Raw genomic sequence first — 15219 nt, 5'->3', positions numbered from 1 at the left:
GTGACAGACGCTACCGACAGACGGCGTTACGACCTCGTCGTTGTGGGCGCGGGGGCGGCCGGACTGATGGCGTCGATCGCCGCGGGCCGTGAAAGCCACGGGCGGCTCCGGATCGCTGCGCTCGATGGTGCCAAGAAACTCGGGGCCAAGATCCTGGTGGCCGGCGGCGGTCGCTGTAACGTCACACACGACGTTGTGAAGCCCGAGGACTACGCGGGTGCTTCCCGACCGGCGATCAACAAGGTGCTCAAGGCATTCACGGTTGAACAGACAGTCACTTTCTTCCGTGAGCTCAATGTCCATCTCAAGCGGGAAGAAACCGGCAAGCTGTTCCCGACCACCGATTCGGCACGAACCGTGCTGGATGCATTGATCGGGGCGACGAAACAGGCGGGCGTCGATATCTGCACCGAAACCCGCGTACTGAGCATCAAGCAGCAAATGCGTGGTTTCGAGATCGATACCTCTGCGGGATGCTTCGAGGCCGGGCATGTCGTGATCGCCACGGGCGGCAAGAGTCTGCCAAAGACGGGCTCAGACGGTAAGGGTTACGAACTAGTTAGCGCACTCGGGCACACCATCGATCCGACCTGGCCGGCTCTGGTCCCGCTGGTCCTGCCCGAGTCTCACTGGCTGACCACGCTGTCCGGGCTGGCTGTCGAGGCCGAGCTTCGGGTGCACGCAGGCAACGGGAGGATCCTGCACCGGGAGCATGGCCCCTGCCTGTTCACCCATTTCGGGCTCAGCGGGCCGATCCCGATGAATCTCAGCCGTCATCTGACGCAGGCCCGTCAGGACGATGCCGCCGCCTCGATGACGCTCAATCTCCTGGACGGTGCCAGCTTCGAAGACGCCGACCGTCGCCTGCGCCAGGCGATTACCAGCGATGCCGGATCGACCATCCTGACGATGCTCCGGCGTAATCTGCCCGACAGCCTGGCCCGAGCCATCATTGCACACGTGCTTGCCTGCGATCCAAGGCGTGTGATGGCCCAGCTCACGAAAGAAACCCGGCATCTCCTGATCCGAACGCTGACAGAGTTGCCGATCCCGGTCGTGCGGGATCGCGGCTATCTGTTCGCCGAGGTAACGGCTGGAGGCGTGCCGCTTTCCGAAGTTCATCTCAAGTCCATGGCCTCGAAGGTCTGCGACAGCCTCAGCCTCTGTGGCGAGATTCTCAATGTCGATGGCCGCATCGGCGGGTACAACTTCCAGTGGGCCTGGGCATCCGGACACCTCGCCGGGCAGCACGCGGCCCGTTCTCTGCTCGAACCTTCGCTGGCAGCACCCGTAAATCGAGACGCCGTTTGAACCACCGCCAGATACCCAACGCCCTATCCATCGCCAGGCTGGTGATGACACTCATGGTTCTGGTGAGTCTCGACCTGGCCGATCGTTACCAGCAGGATGCCGCTATCTGGGTCGCCCTCGTGCTCTTTGTCCTGGCCGCGTTGACCGATGCCCTCGACGGCTATCTGGCCAGGCGCTGGAAGGCCATCTCCCAATTCGGAAGAATCGTGGATCCTCTGGCTGACAAGCTCCTGATTCTGGGCACGGCTGGTTATCTCGCGGCCCTGGATCACTACGAAACCGGCGTCGCGGCATGGATCCTGGCCACACTGCTGCTACGCGAGTTGCTCGTCACGGGCCTGCGGGGCGTGGTCGAGTCATCCGGCGGTGATTTCTCGGCCCGATGGTCCGGCAAGCTGAAGATGATTCTTCAATCGGTGGCGCTGCCTATCGCGATCCTCGGCATGGCCCTGGACCCAGCCGCTGAAAATCCCTCAGGCTTCTTTCTGCTGCGAGATGGACTGCTGATCGGCATGGCGGCCGCCACGCTCATTTCCGGCTGGCCGTACGTGCGTGGCGCAGCGGTGATGCTCAGGCAACAGGAAGATCCCGTTGGTTCAGGCCGTTAGGCCGGCGACCAGTTCGTCCTTATCGATCAGCCCATCGAGCACTCGTACGACGCGTTGACAACGCTCGGCTACCGCCTCGTCGTGTGTGACCATCACGATGGTGAGACCCTGCTGATGCAGCTGGTCGAACATCTCAAGGATGGCCTGACCGGTGGAGGAATCCAGATTCCCGGTCGGTTCATCGGCCAGCAGCAGGCTCGGCTCGTTCACCAGAGCCCGCGCTATGGCCACACGCTGCTGCTGACCGCCAGACAACTCAGTCGGCCGATGCCCCATCCTGTCATGGAGGCCGACGCGCTCCAAAGCAGCCGCAGCGCGCTCTCTTCTTAGAGATGGTGAAACCCCAGAATAAAACAGCGGCACCTGCACATTGTCCTCGATCGTGAGCTGCGTGATCAGGTTGAAGGCCTGAAACACAAAACCGAGCCGCTTACCTCGGACACGGGACAGGTCCTCGTCTGAAAACTCGGCCACGTTCTCGCCATCGATGAAGTAGTCGCCGGAACTCGGCCGGTCGAGACATCCCAGAATGTTCATGAGGGTGCTCTTGCCGCTGCCCGACGGGCCCATGATCGCGAGGTACTGCCCCCTGGGAATATCCAATTCAATGCCACGAAGGGCACGGACCACAGGCGCACTGGTACCCTCGTTGTACACCTTGGTCACCCCGCGAAACTCTGCGACCATGTCAGGCACCGCGAAACTCCTTCATAGAGCCTAGCTCCGGACGATTCAGAAGTCGCTTAGACCGGCGACGGGACCGACTCGATGATCCGCTGGATCAGGCCCTCGATCGATTCGCCATCCTCCTCACGAAGACGGCCACGAACCACCACCCTGTGTGCCAACACAGGCACGATGTTGACCAGCACGTCATCGGGGACGGCATAGGTTCGTCCGTCCAGCAAAGCCGTAGCCTTGGCCGCATGCACCAGCGCGAGTGAGCCACGCGTGGACAGCCCTATCTGCAGCCGTGGATGCTGCCGGGTCGCATTGGCCAGAGCCACGATGTACCGGGCGAATCTCGCATCAAACGTCACCTCGTCAGCGAGCCGCTGCAGCCGGACAACCTCCTCGGCGGTCATCACGGGCTTGAGCCCTGACATGGCCGTCCGGGTAGGATCGGCGACCAAGACACGGGCTTCGTCCTCGGGCTGCGGATAACCCAAACGGATGCGCATCAGGAATCGGTCGAGCTGCGACTCTGGCAGGAAATACGTTCCCTCGAACTCATAGGGGTTCTGGGTCGCGACCACCAGAAAAGGCTCCAGGAGCTTGCGGGTCTGCCCATCGATAGAGACCTGGTACTCGCTCATGGCCTCGAGTAGCGCGGATTGTGTCCTTGGCGTCGTGCGGTTTATCTCATCAGCGACTAGCACGTTGCAGAAAATGGGGCCAGGTTTGAAGGTGAACTCGCCCTTGTGCTGATCCCAGAGCGTGACGCCAAGGATGTCACTCGGGACCATGTCAGGGGTCATCTGAAGCCGGACCACCGAGCCATCGATGCTCCTGGCCACGGCCGTGGCGAGCGTGGTTTTTCCGACGCCCGGCACGTCCTCTATCAATACGTGCCCCCTTGCCAGCAGGCAGACGAGCACCCGATCAATCGCTTCTGAGTGGCCCAGAAAGCACTCGCGTATGTTCCCGCGGAGCCTTTCAATGGCGGGCATGACGTGGTCGGGGAGCTCAGGCATTGCCGGCGAGTATACAGCTTGCCTCAGCCCGGGTAGCCGCTCGTCCCGGCGGAAGCAAGCCGGCTGTTATCTGGACCTTCTGGACTGTAAGTGTCGATAGAATAGAGAGAAGCACTGTCACCCATCTTCATCACTCAGACGACCCTCAGCTGTGGACACAGATTTCGGACTGCTCAATCTACTACGCAGGTTACTCGGTTACCTAGAAACCGAGCCGTTGCAGGTTGGCTTCGAACTTCTGGTGATCGCCTTCGTCGTCACACTGATTCTGCGCTTCCTGCGAGGCACACGTGGCGCGCGTGTCGTGAAGGGGCTGGCTCTGGTGCTGGTGGTCGGGACGGTCGGGATCCAACTGCTTGCAGGCGACGAGAGTCTTAGCCGCCTCAAACTACTCTACGACAGTTTTCTGACACTCGTCTCGGTCATGCTCGTGGTTGTCTTCGCGCCCGAACTGCGCAGAGCCTTCATGCGTCTGGGTGAAGCCAGCTTCTTCACCCAGGGCGGCGTGCGTCGAGCACGGGTTGTTGAAGAGATCGCCTCCTCCATCCAGTATCTGGCTCGCAACAAGATCGGTGCCCTGATCGCGATTGAACGCCAGGTTGGGCTTCGCGGGATCGTCGAAGTCGGCACCCGGCTGGATGCCGAAATCAGCAAGGAACTGCTCAACACCATCTTCTGGCCGGGCTCGGCCCTCCACGACCTCGGCGTCGTTGTTCAAGGGGATCGGATCGTGGCCGCTGGGGCTCAGTTCCCGCTTTCCGAGCGAGAAGACCTGCCCAAGGAACTGGGGTCCCGACACCGAGCCGCGATCGGGCTCTCGGAAGAAGCCGACGCGCTCATCATCGTTGTCTCTGAGGAAACCGGGATCATCTCGATCGCAGAGCGGGGCGTTCTCAGACGAAACCTGACGGCAGATGACATCCGTCCCGAGTTGAACAAGGTCTTTGGTGAGCTAAGCCTCTCTGCCAGCGACAACGGGTCGAACGGGACCGCAACGCGAACAACCCTCTCAGGCAAGTAACGGAAGGCTGCGACAGCGTGCGCGAACGTATCGAAACCATCCTGACCGTCATTCTGGTTACAGTGCTGGTCTGGCTTTACGCCGAGGGGCGGGTTGTTTCGGTCTATACCGATCAGCAGATCGGCATCCGGTTCGAGACGCGTTCCGGCGCCCCTATTGACTACCAGGGACCTGATCGGATTTCTGTCAGCTTCAAGGCCTCGCCAGCCATCAAGCGCGAGTTTGATCAACTAGCGGAGCAACCGCTGGTTTTGACCATCGACGACACTGTTCCCGGTTTTCGAGACAGTCAGGTGCTGCTCCTCGATGAGGAACTGGCAAGAACTGAACTGTTCGATCTCGGTATCGCCATCCAGGACAGCAATCCCGCGACCGCAGATATCGAGGTGATCCGCCTTGAAACCATCACGGTGCCGATACGGGTCACGACACTGGATTTCGAACTGAGCAGCGCCACCATCGTAGAGCCCGCTAGTGCCACGCTGACCTATCCCGTGTCGCTTTCTATCACCGAAGATCAGGCCTATGCCTTAGCCGAACTGGGAGCGGCCGACATCGCCGGGCTGGCTGAGGGCGAGGAGCGCACCCAGACTGTTCGACTGCTCCCATCCCCTGCTACGGCATCCCGGTTCACGGCGATCGAACCCCAGAATGCCCGTGTGACCTTCAGTTATCGACAGGCCAATGATTCATTGCAACTGACCGCCGTACCCCTCCGGCTCAGTCTGCCAATAGGGCTGGCCGAAGATTTTGCCCTGTCGGTGCCCGAAAGCGATCGGTTCCTGCCCAGCATCACGCTGACTGGTCCGATCGACGCCATCGCCGAAGCCAGAGCGGGGGAGCAGTCGGTCTACGTGGAGTTACGGCCCACCAGAGATCAGTTAGAGGCCGCGGCAGACGCGCAGCCGCCGATCCTCGTTCTCATGCCGGTGCTTGTGGCCCCGGAGAACCTCACGGCGGATGCTGAGAGTCTGCTCCCCGTCACGATCACGGTTTCCCGCCGCACCACCGCCCTCCCCCGGTAGCCGGCGATCCATCTTGAGACGACTGGCCGCTACCCGCTTGATCGAGCGGGCGGGCTAGAATGTGTATTTATCCATCAGATCCCACGAAAACAGCCCATGACCACAGCTAATCCCGATACCGAACTGGCCCTCTACTGCGATCAGCTTGCCTCCAAAGCCCAGGCCGCCTCACGCGCGCTGACCCGGCACACGGGTGCCGAGCGCGATCAGGCCCTGCGCGAGATGGCCCAGGCCATTCTTGACCACCGCAAGCAGCTGCAGGCAGAAAACGCCCTCGACCTCGAAGCCGGCCAAGAGAACCAACTCTCATCAGCCATGCTGGATCGACTGGCGCTGACCGATGCCCGCATCGATCTCATTGCCGAATCGCTGCGTCAAGTCGCCAGTCAACCTGATCCGGTCGGCAGAATCGAGTCTGGTAAAGTCCTGCCCAATGGCATCCGCCTCCAGAAACGCAGGGTGCCGATCGGCGTGGTGCTCATTATTTTTGAGTCCCGACCGAACGTGACCTCTGACGCTGCTTCCCTGTGTCTGAAAGCCGGCAACGCTGCCATTCTGCGAGGCGGCAAGGAAGCACGCCATTCGAACGCCATCATCGCCAGCTGTGTCCGACAGGGACTGACAGCCGCAGGCCTTCCCATAGATGCCGTCCAGCTCGTCGAAGTCAGCGACCGTGCGGCCGTCGGCGAGCTCCTGTCGAAGGAAGGGCTGATCGACGTCTGCATACCCCGTGGCGGCGAATCGCTCATCCGAGCCGTCGTCGAGCAGTCACGGATTCCTGTCATCAAGCACTACACCGGCAACTGCCACCTCTACATCGACGCATCCGCCGACCCGGACATGGCTGTCGAGATCGCGATCAACGCTAAAACCCACCGAACAGGTGTCTGCAATGCGACGGAGACCCTCCTGATCCATCAGCAGGCCTTCGATCGTGGGATCGGCAAACGCATCATCGAAGCCCTGCTGGCCGAGCAGGTGGAGATCCGCGGCGATGTCCCGATCCAGTCACTCGCGGATTCGGTCAAGCCCGCCACCGATCTGGACTGGGCAACCGAGTATCTCGATAGAATCCTGGCCGTGCGGGTGGTGGAGGACCTCGATCAGGCGATCGATCACATCAATCGCTACGGCTCCAGGCACACCGACGCCATCGTCACTTCAGACCTTCAAGCGGCCGATCGGTTTACCAACGAGGTCGATACGGCGAACGCCTTTGTGAACTGCTCGACCCGTTTCTCAGATGGCTTCCAGTACGGTCTGGGAGCCGAGATCGGCATCTCGACCGACAAACTCCACGCGCGGGGCCCGATGGGCGCCGATGACCTGACCACCACCCAGTGGGTGGCCTACGGACAAGGACAGATACGACCTTGAACAGCCAGGCGATCGACGCTTCGACAACCCAGCAGGAGGCAGACCTCGATCGATTCGCGCACACGCAGTACCTCCTCCGCAAGAAGGTGCTGCGTGTCTTTGGCGACGACTTCTCGATCTTTGATCCAGAGGGCGATCTCGCCTTCTACGCCCGGCTCAAAGCCCTTCGCCTCCGAGAGGACATCCGCATCTTCGCCGATCGGGAACAGACGCGCGAGCTCATGTCGATCAAGGCACGCACCGTGCTGGATTTTGGCACAACCTATGACGTCACCGACTCTGTCTCCGGCGAGCCTATCGGGGCCCTGCGCCGTAAAGGCTTCACGAGTTTTTTTCGAGACGAGTGGGCCATCCTCGATCCCGACGGCAACGAGTACGGCATCATCCAGGAAGACTCGGCGCTCAAAGCCATCGTCAGGCGCATCGTCGATGTCAGCTTCTTCATGCCCCAGGCCTTTCACGCCACGATCGACAACGTTACGGTCGCCATTTTCAAACAGCGGTTCAACCCCTTCATCGCCAAGATCGATCTCGATTTCACCGCCGATGACCAGGTACGACTGGATCGCCGATTGGGTATCGCCGCCGCGATCCTGCTATGTGCCATCGAAGGCCGACAGGGCTGACACAGGCGAGAGCAAACCACCTACGATCCGCCATGACCGATGAAAGAGCTCAAACTGAACTCGACGCACCAGCGCCGAAAGGACTCACGGCTGGCAAGATCGCCGTCCTCGCCACCTTATCGCTGTTCATCCTCGTGCCCGCGATCACCATTCTCAGCTATCGCATCATGATTGCCACCTGGTCGCCCACCGATCAGCTGCTCAACACGCAACCCCAGGCCGACGGTGATACCACCATTACTTTCGACGAACGACTGAGGGTCTGGCAGCAGACCGCACTCAACGTGCGCGAGACGACGCTCAGACGCGGGACGGTTTCGTCCGCTCGCAACAACGAGATCTTCAAACCGATCCCCTTCGATATCCCGACCGAAGAAGAACTACTGGTACGAGCCGCCGCGAAGATCGCTCAGCAACCCTACGCCGAAGTTCGCAACCCGACGCCAGCCGATATCGAGGCTCTTCAGGCACTGACCAATCAGTACGGCGAGCATTTCTATACCCGCTATCTGCTCGCCGTATGGAGCAAGGACCAGCAGCAACTCGAGCGGGCGCTCTCAGAAGCCCCCGCTGTGCTGGTCCAGCCGAGATACGAGGGCACACCCACCTCGCCGCTCCTGCTCACCTTTGATCGGGTTAAGCAGGACACCGTGGATACCTCCCTGGTACTCTGGCTGCCACCGGCACCTGAGCTGGCCGAAGGCGTTCGGGTATACCCCCTCTACAAATCTATCTTCCGCTTTCGTGACCCAGCGGCCTCGGTGGAACGTGCTGACCTCATCAACCCCGAGCGACCACCGGCCTGGTTTGTCTTCCCGGGCCAGGTCGGCCGGATTCCTGGCGATGTTCGTGAACTTCACGAAACCCTCAACTGGACCGTGAGCGATTAGTCCAGCGACATCGTCAGCAGGAACTCCGCGTTCGTCGCCACCTTCTTGAGTCGGCCCTTGAGCAGTTCCATCGCCTCCACGACGTTCATGTCGGCGAGCACCTTGCGAAGCCGGTAGACCAGCTTCAGTTCGTTCTCGTCCATCAGCAGCTCTTCACGCCGGGTGCCCGAAGCCGCGATGTCGATGGCAGGGTAAACACGCTTCTCGACGAGACGCCGATCGAGGTGCAACTCGGAGTTACCGGTGCCTTTGAACTCCTCGAAGATGATGTCATCCATCTTGGAACCCGTGTCCACCAGTGCGGTCGCCAGGATCGTGAGCGAACCGCCACCCTCAATGGCTCGGGCCGAGCCAAAGAACTTCTTCGGACGCTGCAGCGCATTCGAATCCAGACCACCCGTCAGGATCTTCCCGGAGTGCGGCATCTCGGCGTTGTAAGCACGAGCCATTCGGGTGATCGAATCCATCAGGATCACGACGTGCTCGCCATACTCGACCATACGGCGTGCCTTCTCCATCACCATCTCGCAGACCTGCACGTGACGGGTCGTGTTCTCATCGAACGTCGAAGCGATCACCTCGACATCCTTGGGGGTGTTGTTCTTGAAGTCGGTCACTTCCTCAGGCCGCTCATCGATCAGAAGCACAAACACACGAACTTCCGGGAAGTTTTTGATGACCGAGTTCGCCATCTTCTGCAGGAGCACCGTCTTACCGGTACGTGGCGGGGCGACAATCAATCCGCGCTGACCACGGCCAACCGGTGCCACCAGATCGACGATCCGCATCTCGACGTTGTCGGGATTGCTGGGCGTCTCCATCACGAGGCGCTCGTAGGGATGCAGAGGCGTCAGGTCTTCGTAGGGAACGATGTCGTTGAGCTTGTCGGGCGAGTGGCCGTTGATGGCATCAACCCGCAACAGGGCAAAGTAGCGTTCCGACTCCTTCGGCGGCCGGATCGTCCCCTGGACCACATGCCCGACCTTCAGCCCGAACCGCCTGATCTGCGAGGGACTGACGTAGATATCGTCTGGGCAGGCGAGGTAGGAGTATTCCGGGCTTCGCAGGAATCCAAAGCCATCCGGCAGGATTTCCAGGACGCCCTCGCCATACATCAGCCCCTGACCAGAGATCTTCTTCCGGAGGATCTCAAAGATCAGCTCCTGACGGGTGCGTTTCGCGTGGTCAGGAATCTCTTCTTTCTTAGCCAGTTCGTGAAGTTCTTCTGCGGTCAACGCCTGAAGATCCGAGACGGTGATCCCGGATTGTTTGGCGTCGTCGTAGCGAGCCTGGGTTTCCGCTTCGAGCAACTCATCGGTCTTGTGGCCATCCGGACCCTGTGGATGCTCGCTCTTGCGGGGGCGCCGTCCACCGCCGCTGCCTCCGTTGCCGCCGCTCGATCCGCCGCTCTTGCTCTTGGTCCGGCGAGCGGTTCGCTTCTTCCGCTGTCCGCCACCCCCCTGCCCGGACGTCTTCGGGGCTGTTTCGTCCTCGGGGCCCGCGTCCTGCTTCTTTTTCTTCTCTTCTACCGAACTGTCTTGACTGGCCATCGGTCTGAGTCCTCGGGGCGCGATGTAACGCACGCTGATGTTGCTGGGGGAAAACAAAACGTGATACGTGCCAGAATTCAACCGGCATCGTGGGAAACGATCCGACTTCAGCACACCGGGCAGGCTCCCGGGAGGCCTTTTACTTCGCATCGAAGCAAAAGGCGTGGATCGGAAGGGCCGGAGACCAGCTACCGATCGGCATGCTGCTTAAGGATCAGGGAAAGAACGCGGCTTGATTGGACCCGAGCATGATCGGGATCCGCGTCATTGATGAGAATATAGTCGGCACGATCCCGCTTGCTGTCAAGCGGCAACTGGCTGGCATCCCTGCGGGATAGCTCCTCGGCCGACCAGCCCCGACCCGCGGCCACACGCTCCTGCCGCAGGCTCAGGGGGGCATCTACGAAAATCAGGACATCGCAGTCTCGATCAAGGCCCACCTCCAGGAGCAGCGGGCAGTCCTCGACCACAGCCTGCACGTCTGAGTCTTGTGTGGCCAGTGCCCGCAGGCGAGCGCGCTCGGCATGAACTCGGGGATGAATCAACTGCTCGAGCTGCGCCTTCGCACGGCTGTCAGCGAAGACAATCTCACCCACGCGTTTTCTGTTGACCCGCCCATCATCGTCGATCACGTCAGTTCCCCACCAATCCCGCAACCGCTCCTTGACCTCAGCGTCCTCGATCGCCTCACGAGCAAGCCGATCGGCATCAATCACACGGCAGCCCAGCTCGGCAAAGATGGACGCCACCAGACTCTTGCCGGAACCCGGACCACCCATCAGGCCGATGACCACAGGAGGCCGACCACGCGTCTCAGACTTCACGGCCGCATCCCCTGAATCCCAAGCGTCTCCCCCCACGCGGCCACCAGACGCTCAAGCGAAATGCCGTAGCGATCCTCCAGAGCCTCCTGCCAGGAGAGTCCCTCCTTGATGCCCATCACGAAAGCACGATACCGTCCACGATCCTGTTCGATCATGAATGCGGTCAACCGGTGCGCGACGCCATACTGCCAGCCGGCAATCGGCTCCGAGTACGTCATCCCGCCCATCCCCCGAAGCTGACGCAAACCGGGGAGGCTGCTACGCACCCAGCGGATGTCGTCAAGCCTGCTCTTCTCAACCATCTCAGACGCAATCAACTCTGCCAGGCCTTCGTTGACCCAACTCGGGATCCGCTCTGGCGATTCAAACCGGTGGAGAAAGGCGTGCACCGTCTCGTGCACCAGAATGTAGGCAAAGTCATCCATATCCCGCTGTCGATAGAACGACACCTTGGCGTAACCGTTGCCGAATGCCCGGCACAGCCCAGCGGTCTGCGTAGCATTGAAGCCATAAAGCTCAGCGTGATACCGGTAGTAATCCTCCGGCTGACTGAACACCACGATGAACGCCTTGCCACGGAACACATTCTGATTCCGAGGCACCTCAAACAAACCGCACAGCCGTCGATACATCCGATCCAGCAGACTGGCCCATCGACGGGCTTCGGCCGCTGGAAGGTCGGAGTAGAACAGAAAGTACTCCGTCTCCTGCAAAGCCAGAGGCTTCGAAAGCTGAGTGGAAACCGCCTCGCCGTAGGCTTTCAATTCATCGACTGAGGCCGCCATCAACTCAGGAGACAAATTGCCCCAGAAGCTGGCCTCGGTACCACCAACCATGACCGGGCCCTGCTGCCCGTGTTCGTGGCCTCCTCCCACGCCAGTGCGCTCATCACCCTCAGTCAGATCCCCGGGCGGCTCGTAACCCTCCCCCTCGCGGATGGCCTGAGCCCGATCAGCCACCGATTCATCAAGCCTCTCAGCACGAGCCAGCGCCGTTTCCATCGAAGCCGCCCCGTCCTCCATCGAACCCAGCAACGCCCCGAGACGCAGCCAGGGCTCGGCACCGACATCCCTGAGCAGACTCCGATGAATCGTCAAGACCTTGGCAGCTGACAACGCATCCCAGCGGATCTCTCTGACCTCATCTCCACCCAGCTGCAACCTGAAATGTTGCTCGTCATATCCCACCATCCGGCCTCTAAGCCGCTCACCACCCTGCAGTTGCACCGCCAGCGATCGGGGCGGGTCAACCTCCACCCACTGAGCACGCGCGGGCATGTCGACAACCAGCAGGAAGAACGCCGTCCAGCAAGCGGTGATCAGAAAGTGACTGGTCCGTCGACTCAAAATGAACTCCCGGCCTCAACCCCAACAAGCTACATCCTAAGCAGCAACAAGCCTGCCCGCGAGAAGCTGCGCAAAGAGCTTGGCCATAAACAGAACCCGAGAATCGATCGGGTCGCCAGCGGCCCAGCGACGGCTCCCGATTCGCAGGCACGGATAGATAGAAGCAGCAGAGCCACCCGTCCCGATGAGTTCTTGAACATCCGCCTCGGGGCCATACCAAACCTACGGACCACGTGCTTCTCTGACGTCTGGACACGGAGCCCGCCAAGGGCTGCCTTCAGATGTTCGGATGCTCCTCCTACACTAGCCCCACGTTCACCCCGACTATCCCGGCCGGCCTCAGGAGCCAGAAAACCAAAGCCACGGATGACCGATCAGTCGCGGAAGGCCATGGACGATGCCATCGTTTCGTCAAAGGGAGCAAACGTCCAAAGCGTTCATCTTGCTCGTGAGTTCGGAGACAACGATGAGGTGCTCCACTTTCTGCCGACTGATTTGAACGATTCAAAGAGACGCATTTATCTTCGACATGAAATCATCCGACCCTTGGGTTAGGCCGCCTGCCAGCGCGGCCATCGCAACCAACGGAAGGCTGTCATGCTCAACTCGCTCATGTTCGTAGCCATCATCGCAACTGCTGTCGGCCTGATCTTCCTGCTCTGGCTCTACAGAAACCGCCTGACCATCCGGCATCGGATCATCGCACTGGCCGCAGCCATCGGGCTCACCAGCACGCTGGCCGTGGGCTTCCTGGCCGTCCAGAAGAGCCGCCAGGCACTCATCCTTGCCAGCCAGGACAAACTCGCGTCACTGCAGGAACTCCACACCGCCGAAATCCAGCACTACTTCCAGTTCATCGAAAACCAGATGCTCACGTTCTCGAACAACCACGAGATCATCGAGGCCACCGTTGCCTTCACTGAGGCTTTCGACCGGATCGCAGCAGAAAGCGAAACACAGGCCAATGACCACCTGAACTCACTAACGGCCTATTACACCGGTGAATTCCAACCCAGACTGGAAGAAGCAGGCGTCAATTTCCGTGGAGCCTCCACCTACATCCCCGCCTCTCCTGCTGGACGAATCCTCCAGGCCGCGTACCTGTCAGACAACCCAAACCCCGTCGGCTCGAAGCACGAACTGACCAGGGCCGAGGGGGCAGCCCGCTATCACGAGATCCACGCCAAGCACCACCCCGTCATCAAGCAATACCTGGAAGCCTTCGGCTACTACGACATCTTCCTCTTCGATCTCGATGGCAACCTCGTCTACTCGGTCTTCAAGGAAACGGACTATGCCACCAACTTCCTGAGTGGACCCTATCGCAACACCAACTTTGCCGATGCCTACCGACAGGCCAGAGGCCTCGCTAGTCCGAACGCTTACGCCTTCGTCGATTTCAAGGCCTACGAACCCAGCTACGGCGCACCGGCCAGCTTTATCGCCAGTCCGGTCTTCGATGGCGATGAGAAAGTAGGCGTCGCCGTCTTCCAGATGCCGGTCGATCGCATCAACACGATTGCCAGCAATCCGATCGGGCTAGGCGAATCAGGCATCGGCTACCTGGTCGCGGCCGACGGCACACTCCGCAGCCAGAACCGCCTGGTCGAAGACAACACCATCCTGACCGCAAAGTCTGAATGGGACTTTATCCCCGAAGCTATTCAAGGCGAGCGCCTGACAACCATCCTGACCGACAGTAATGGCGTGCAGAAACTCGTCAGCTACGGTCCCGTCTCTGTCCTTGACACCAAATGGGCCATGGTCGCCGAGATCGACCTGGATGAAGCCACCTCACAAGCCACCACACTGCAAGGCCAGTTGATGTTGACCGCCGGGGTCATCCTCGCACTGACCATGCTCGCGGCCCTCATCTTCGGAAGTATGCTCACCGCACCGATCCGCAAGCTGGTCGAGCGGGTCAACGATATCGCCGAAGGCGAAGGCGATCTGACCGTGCGTGTCAACGAACAGGGGTCCGACGAACTCGCCCAACTCGGCAAGGGCTTCAACAAATTCGTTGCCCGTGTCCACGGCATCATCACCGAGATCGCCGGAGCCAGCCACGAAGTGGCATCCTCTGCCGCACAGATCGCCGCCGCCAGCGAAGAGCTCGCCACCGGCTTCAAGAACCAGAACGATCAGGCTGCTCAGATCAGCGCCGCAGCGGAAGAGATGTCTGCCTCCATCATCGAAGTCGCACGCAAAGCCGAAGAAGCCACCTCCTCTTCCAAGCAGGCCGGCGAAGTCGCAGAAACCGGCGGAAAGACCGTTAACGAGATGGTCACGGCCATGCGTGAAATCAGCGAAGTCGTCGCCGCCGGCTCGCAACGCGTCCAGGCACTCGGCCAGCGGGGTGAGCAGATCGGTGAGGTCATCGCGGTCATCAACGACATCGCCGATCAGACCAACCTCCTCGCCCTCAACGCCGCCATCGAAGCCGCACGGGCCGGCGAACACGGACGAGGCTTCGCCGTCGTCGCCGACGAGGTCCGCAAGCTGGCCGACCGAACGACCAAGGCCACCGAAGAGATCGCCGAATCAATACGTGCCATCCAGTCCGAGACAGACGAAGCCGTCCGCGGCATGAATGTCGGCAACGAACGCGTGAGCCGGGGCGTGAGCCAGGCCGAAGAAGCCGGCGAAAGCCTACGCCAGATCGTCGACAACACCCTCCAGGTCGGCTCCATGATCCAGTCCATCGCCGCTGCCAGCCGGGAGCAGTCCACGGCCAGCGAAGAGGTTTCACGCAACGTCGAAGCCATCACCGTCATCGGCCAGGAATCAACCGAGGCCGCGAGAGGCTCGGCCGAAGTCTCCACCAGCCTCGCCGGCAAAGCCGATCAACTGCAGCAGCTCGTGGGCCAGTTCAAGATCTAGACCGAAGACAACAGATAAACAACCCGCTGACCGCCCGAGACGTCCAAGACGACCGATCGGGCGGTTC

Annotated in this window: 13 protein-coding genes; 8 read left to right on the top strand and 5 right to left on the bottom strand. The window is 60.7% G+C overall.

Annotated features, from left to right (window positions below):
- Together ACQZAB_RS09615 and pgsA are read left to right on the top strand one after the other, a co-directional pair.
- Entirely contained in the window at nucleotides 1–1311 is a 1311-nt protein-coding gene (locus ACQZAB_RS09615) for an NAD(P)/FAD-dependent oxidoreductase (protein WP_428389297.1), read from the top strand.
- Nucleotides 1308–1919, top strand: coding sequence for a CDP-diacylglycerol--glycerol-3-phosphate 3-phosphatidyltransferase (gene pgsA / locus ACQZAB_RS09610; protein WP_428389295.1), 612 nt, complete (start codon nucleotides 1308–1310; stop codon nucleotides 1917–1919). The genes ACQZAB_RS09615 and pgsA overlap by 4 nt, the downstream gene beginning before the upstream one ends.
- Here the strand turns inward: pgsA and ACQZAB_RS09605 are convergent.
- Entirely contained in the window at nucleotides 1908–2606 is a 699-nt protein-coding gene (locus ACQZAB_RS09605) for an ABC transporter ATP-binding protein (RefSeq protein ID WP_428390154.1), read from the bottom strand. The genes pgsA and ACQZAB_RS09605 overlap by 12 nt on opposite strands.
- Before the next feature lie 56 nt (nucleotides 2607–2662).
- Nucleotides 2663–3613, bottom strand: coding sequence for an AAA family ATPase (locus tag ACQZAB_RS09600; protein WP_428389293.1), 951 nt, complete (start codon nucleotides 3611–3613; stop codon nucleotides 2663–2665).
- Nucleotides 3614–3764: 151 nt separating this feature from the next.
- On the opposite strand from ACQZAB_RS09600, the gene cdaA reads away from it, so the two are divergent.
- The 5 genes from cdaA (at nucleotide 3765) to ACQZAB_RS09575 (ending at nucleotide 8552) form a co-directional block, all read left to right on the top strand.
- The gene (cdaA, locus tag ACQZAB_RS09595) at nucleotides 3765–4634 is read left to right on the top strand and encodes a diadenylate cyclase CdaA (RefSeq protein ID WP_428389291.1); all 870 of its coding nucleotides are present in this window, start codon (nucleotides 3765–3767) and stop codon (nucleotides 4632–4634) included.
- A gap of 17 nt (nucleotides 4635–4651) precedes the next feature.
- Nucleotides 4652–5659 carry a hypothetical protein gene (locus ACQZAB_RS09590; RefSeq protein ID WP_428389289.1) on the top strand — a complete coding sequence of 336 codons (1008 nt, stop codon included), beginning with the start codon at nucleotides 4652–4654 and terminating at the stop codon, nucleotides 5657–5659.
- A 96-nt stretch (nucleotides 5660–5755) separates the two neighbouring features.
- Nucleotides 5756–7036, top strand: coding sequence for a glutamate-5-semialdehyde dehydrogenase (locus ACQZAB_RS09585; RefSeq protein ID WP_428389288.1), 1281 nt, complete (start codon nucleotides 5756–5758; stop codon nucleotides 7034–7036).
- Nucleotides 7033–7662, top strand: a complete 630-nt coding sequence (locus tag ACQZAB_RS09580; RefSeq protein ID WP_428389286.1) for a hypothetical protein — start codon at nucleotides 7033–7035, stop codon at nucleotides 7660–7662. The genes ACQZAB_RS09585 and ACQZAB_RS09580 overlap by 4 nt, the downstream gene beginning before the upstream one ends.
- Before the next feature lie 32 nt (nucleotides 7663–7694).
- Entirely contained in the window at nucleotides 7695–8552 is an 858-nt protein-coding gene (locus ACQZAB_RS09575; RefSeq protein WP_428389284.1) for a hypothetical protein, read from the top strand.
- Here ACQZAB_RS09575 and rho read toward each other — a convergent pair.
- The 3 genes from rho to ACQZAB_RS09560 form a co-directional block, all read right to left on the bottom strand.
- Nucleotides 8549–10102: a transcription termination factor Rho gene (rho, locus tag ACQZAB_RS09570; protein WP_428389282.1), complete on the bottom strand. Its 1554-nt coding sequence runs from the start codon at nucleotides 10100–10102 to the stop codon at nucleotides 8549–8551. The genes ACQZAB_RS09575 and rho overlap by 4 nt on opposite strands.
- A 188-nt stretch (nucleotides 10103–10290) precedes the next feature.
- Nucleotides 10291–10926 carry a dephospho-CoA kinase gene (coaE, locus tag ACQZAB_RS09565; RefSeq protein WP_428389280.1) on the bottom strand — a complete coding sequence of 212 codons (636 nt, stop codon included), beginning with the start codon at nucleotides 10924–10926 and terminating at the stop codon, nucleotides 10291–10293.
- Complete coding sequence (locus ACQZAB_RS09560) at nucleotides 10923–12272, bottom strand: hypothetical protein (RefSeq protein ID WP_428389278.1); 1350 nt, start codon at nucleotides 12270–12272, stop codon at nucleotides 10923–10925. Before ACQZAB_RS09560 ends, coaE begins: the two co-directional genes overlap by 4 nt.
- 597 nt (nucleotides 12273–12869) lie before the next feature.
- Here ACQZAB_RS09560 and ACQZAB_RS09555 point away from each other — a divergent pair.
- On the top strand, nucleotides 12870–15152 hold the full coding sequence (locus ACQZAB_RS09555; RefSeq protein WP_428389276.1) for a methyl-accepting chemotaxis protein: 2283 nt from the start codon (nucleotides 12870–12872) through the stop codon (nucleotides 15150–15152).
- Nucleotides 15153–15219 lie beyond the last annotated feature (67 nt).

Source organism: Mucisphaera sp., assembly GCF_965279675.1.
In the GTDB taxonomy this organism is placed as follows: domain Bacteria; phylum Planctomycetota; class Phycisphaerae; order Phycisphaerales; family Phycisphaeraceae; genus Mucisphaera.
Note: the sequence above shows the minus strand (reverse complement) of the source record. Positions and strands in the feature narration are given on the sequence as shown.

Bases quoted from the DNA above. Each gene is read 5' to 3' on its own strand.
- rho (WP_428389282.1), bottom strand. From the start codon at position 10,102: ATGGCCAGTCAAGACAGTTCGGTAGAAGAGAAGAAAAAGAAGCAGGAC.
- ACQZAB_RS09575 (WP_428389284.1), top strand. From the start codon at position 7,695: ATGACCGATGAAAGAGCTCAAACTGAACTCGACGCACCAGCGCCGAAA.
- ACQZAB_RS09585 (WP_428389288.1), top strand. From the start codon at position 5,756: ATGACCACAGCTAATCCCGATACCGAACTGGCCCTCTACTGCGATCAG.
- ACQZAB_RS09605 (WP_428390154.1), bottom strand. From the start codon at position 2,606: ATGGTCGCAGAGTTTCGCGGGGTGACCAAGGTGTACAACGAGGGTACC.
- ACQZAB_RS09555 (WP_428389276.1), top strand. From the start codon at position 12,870: ATGCTCAACTCGCTCATGTTCGTAGCCATCATCGCAACTGCTGTCGGC.
- ACQZAB_RS09600 (WP_428389293.1), bottom strand. From the start codon at position 3,613: ATGCCTGAGCTCCCCGACCACGTCATGCCCGCCATTGAAAGGCTCCGC.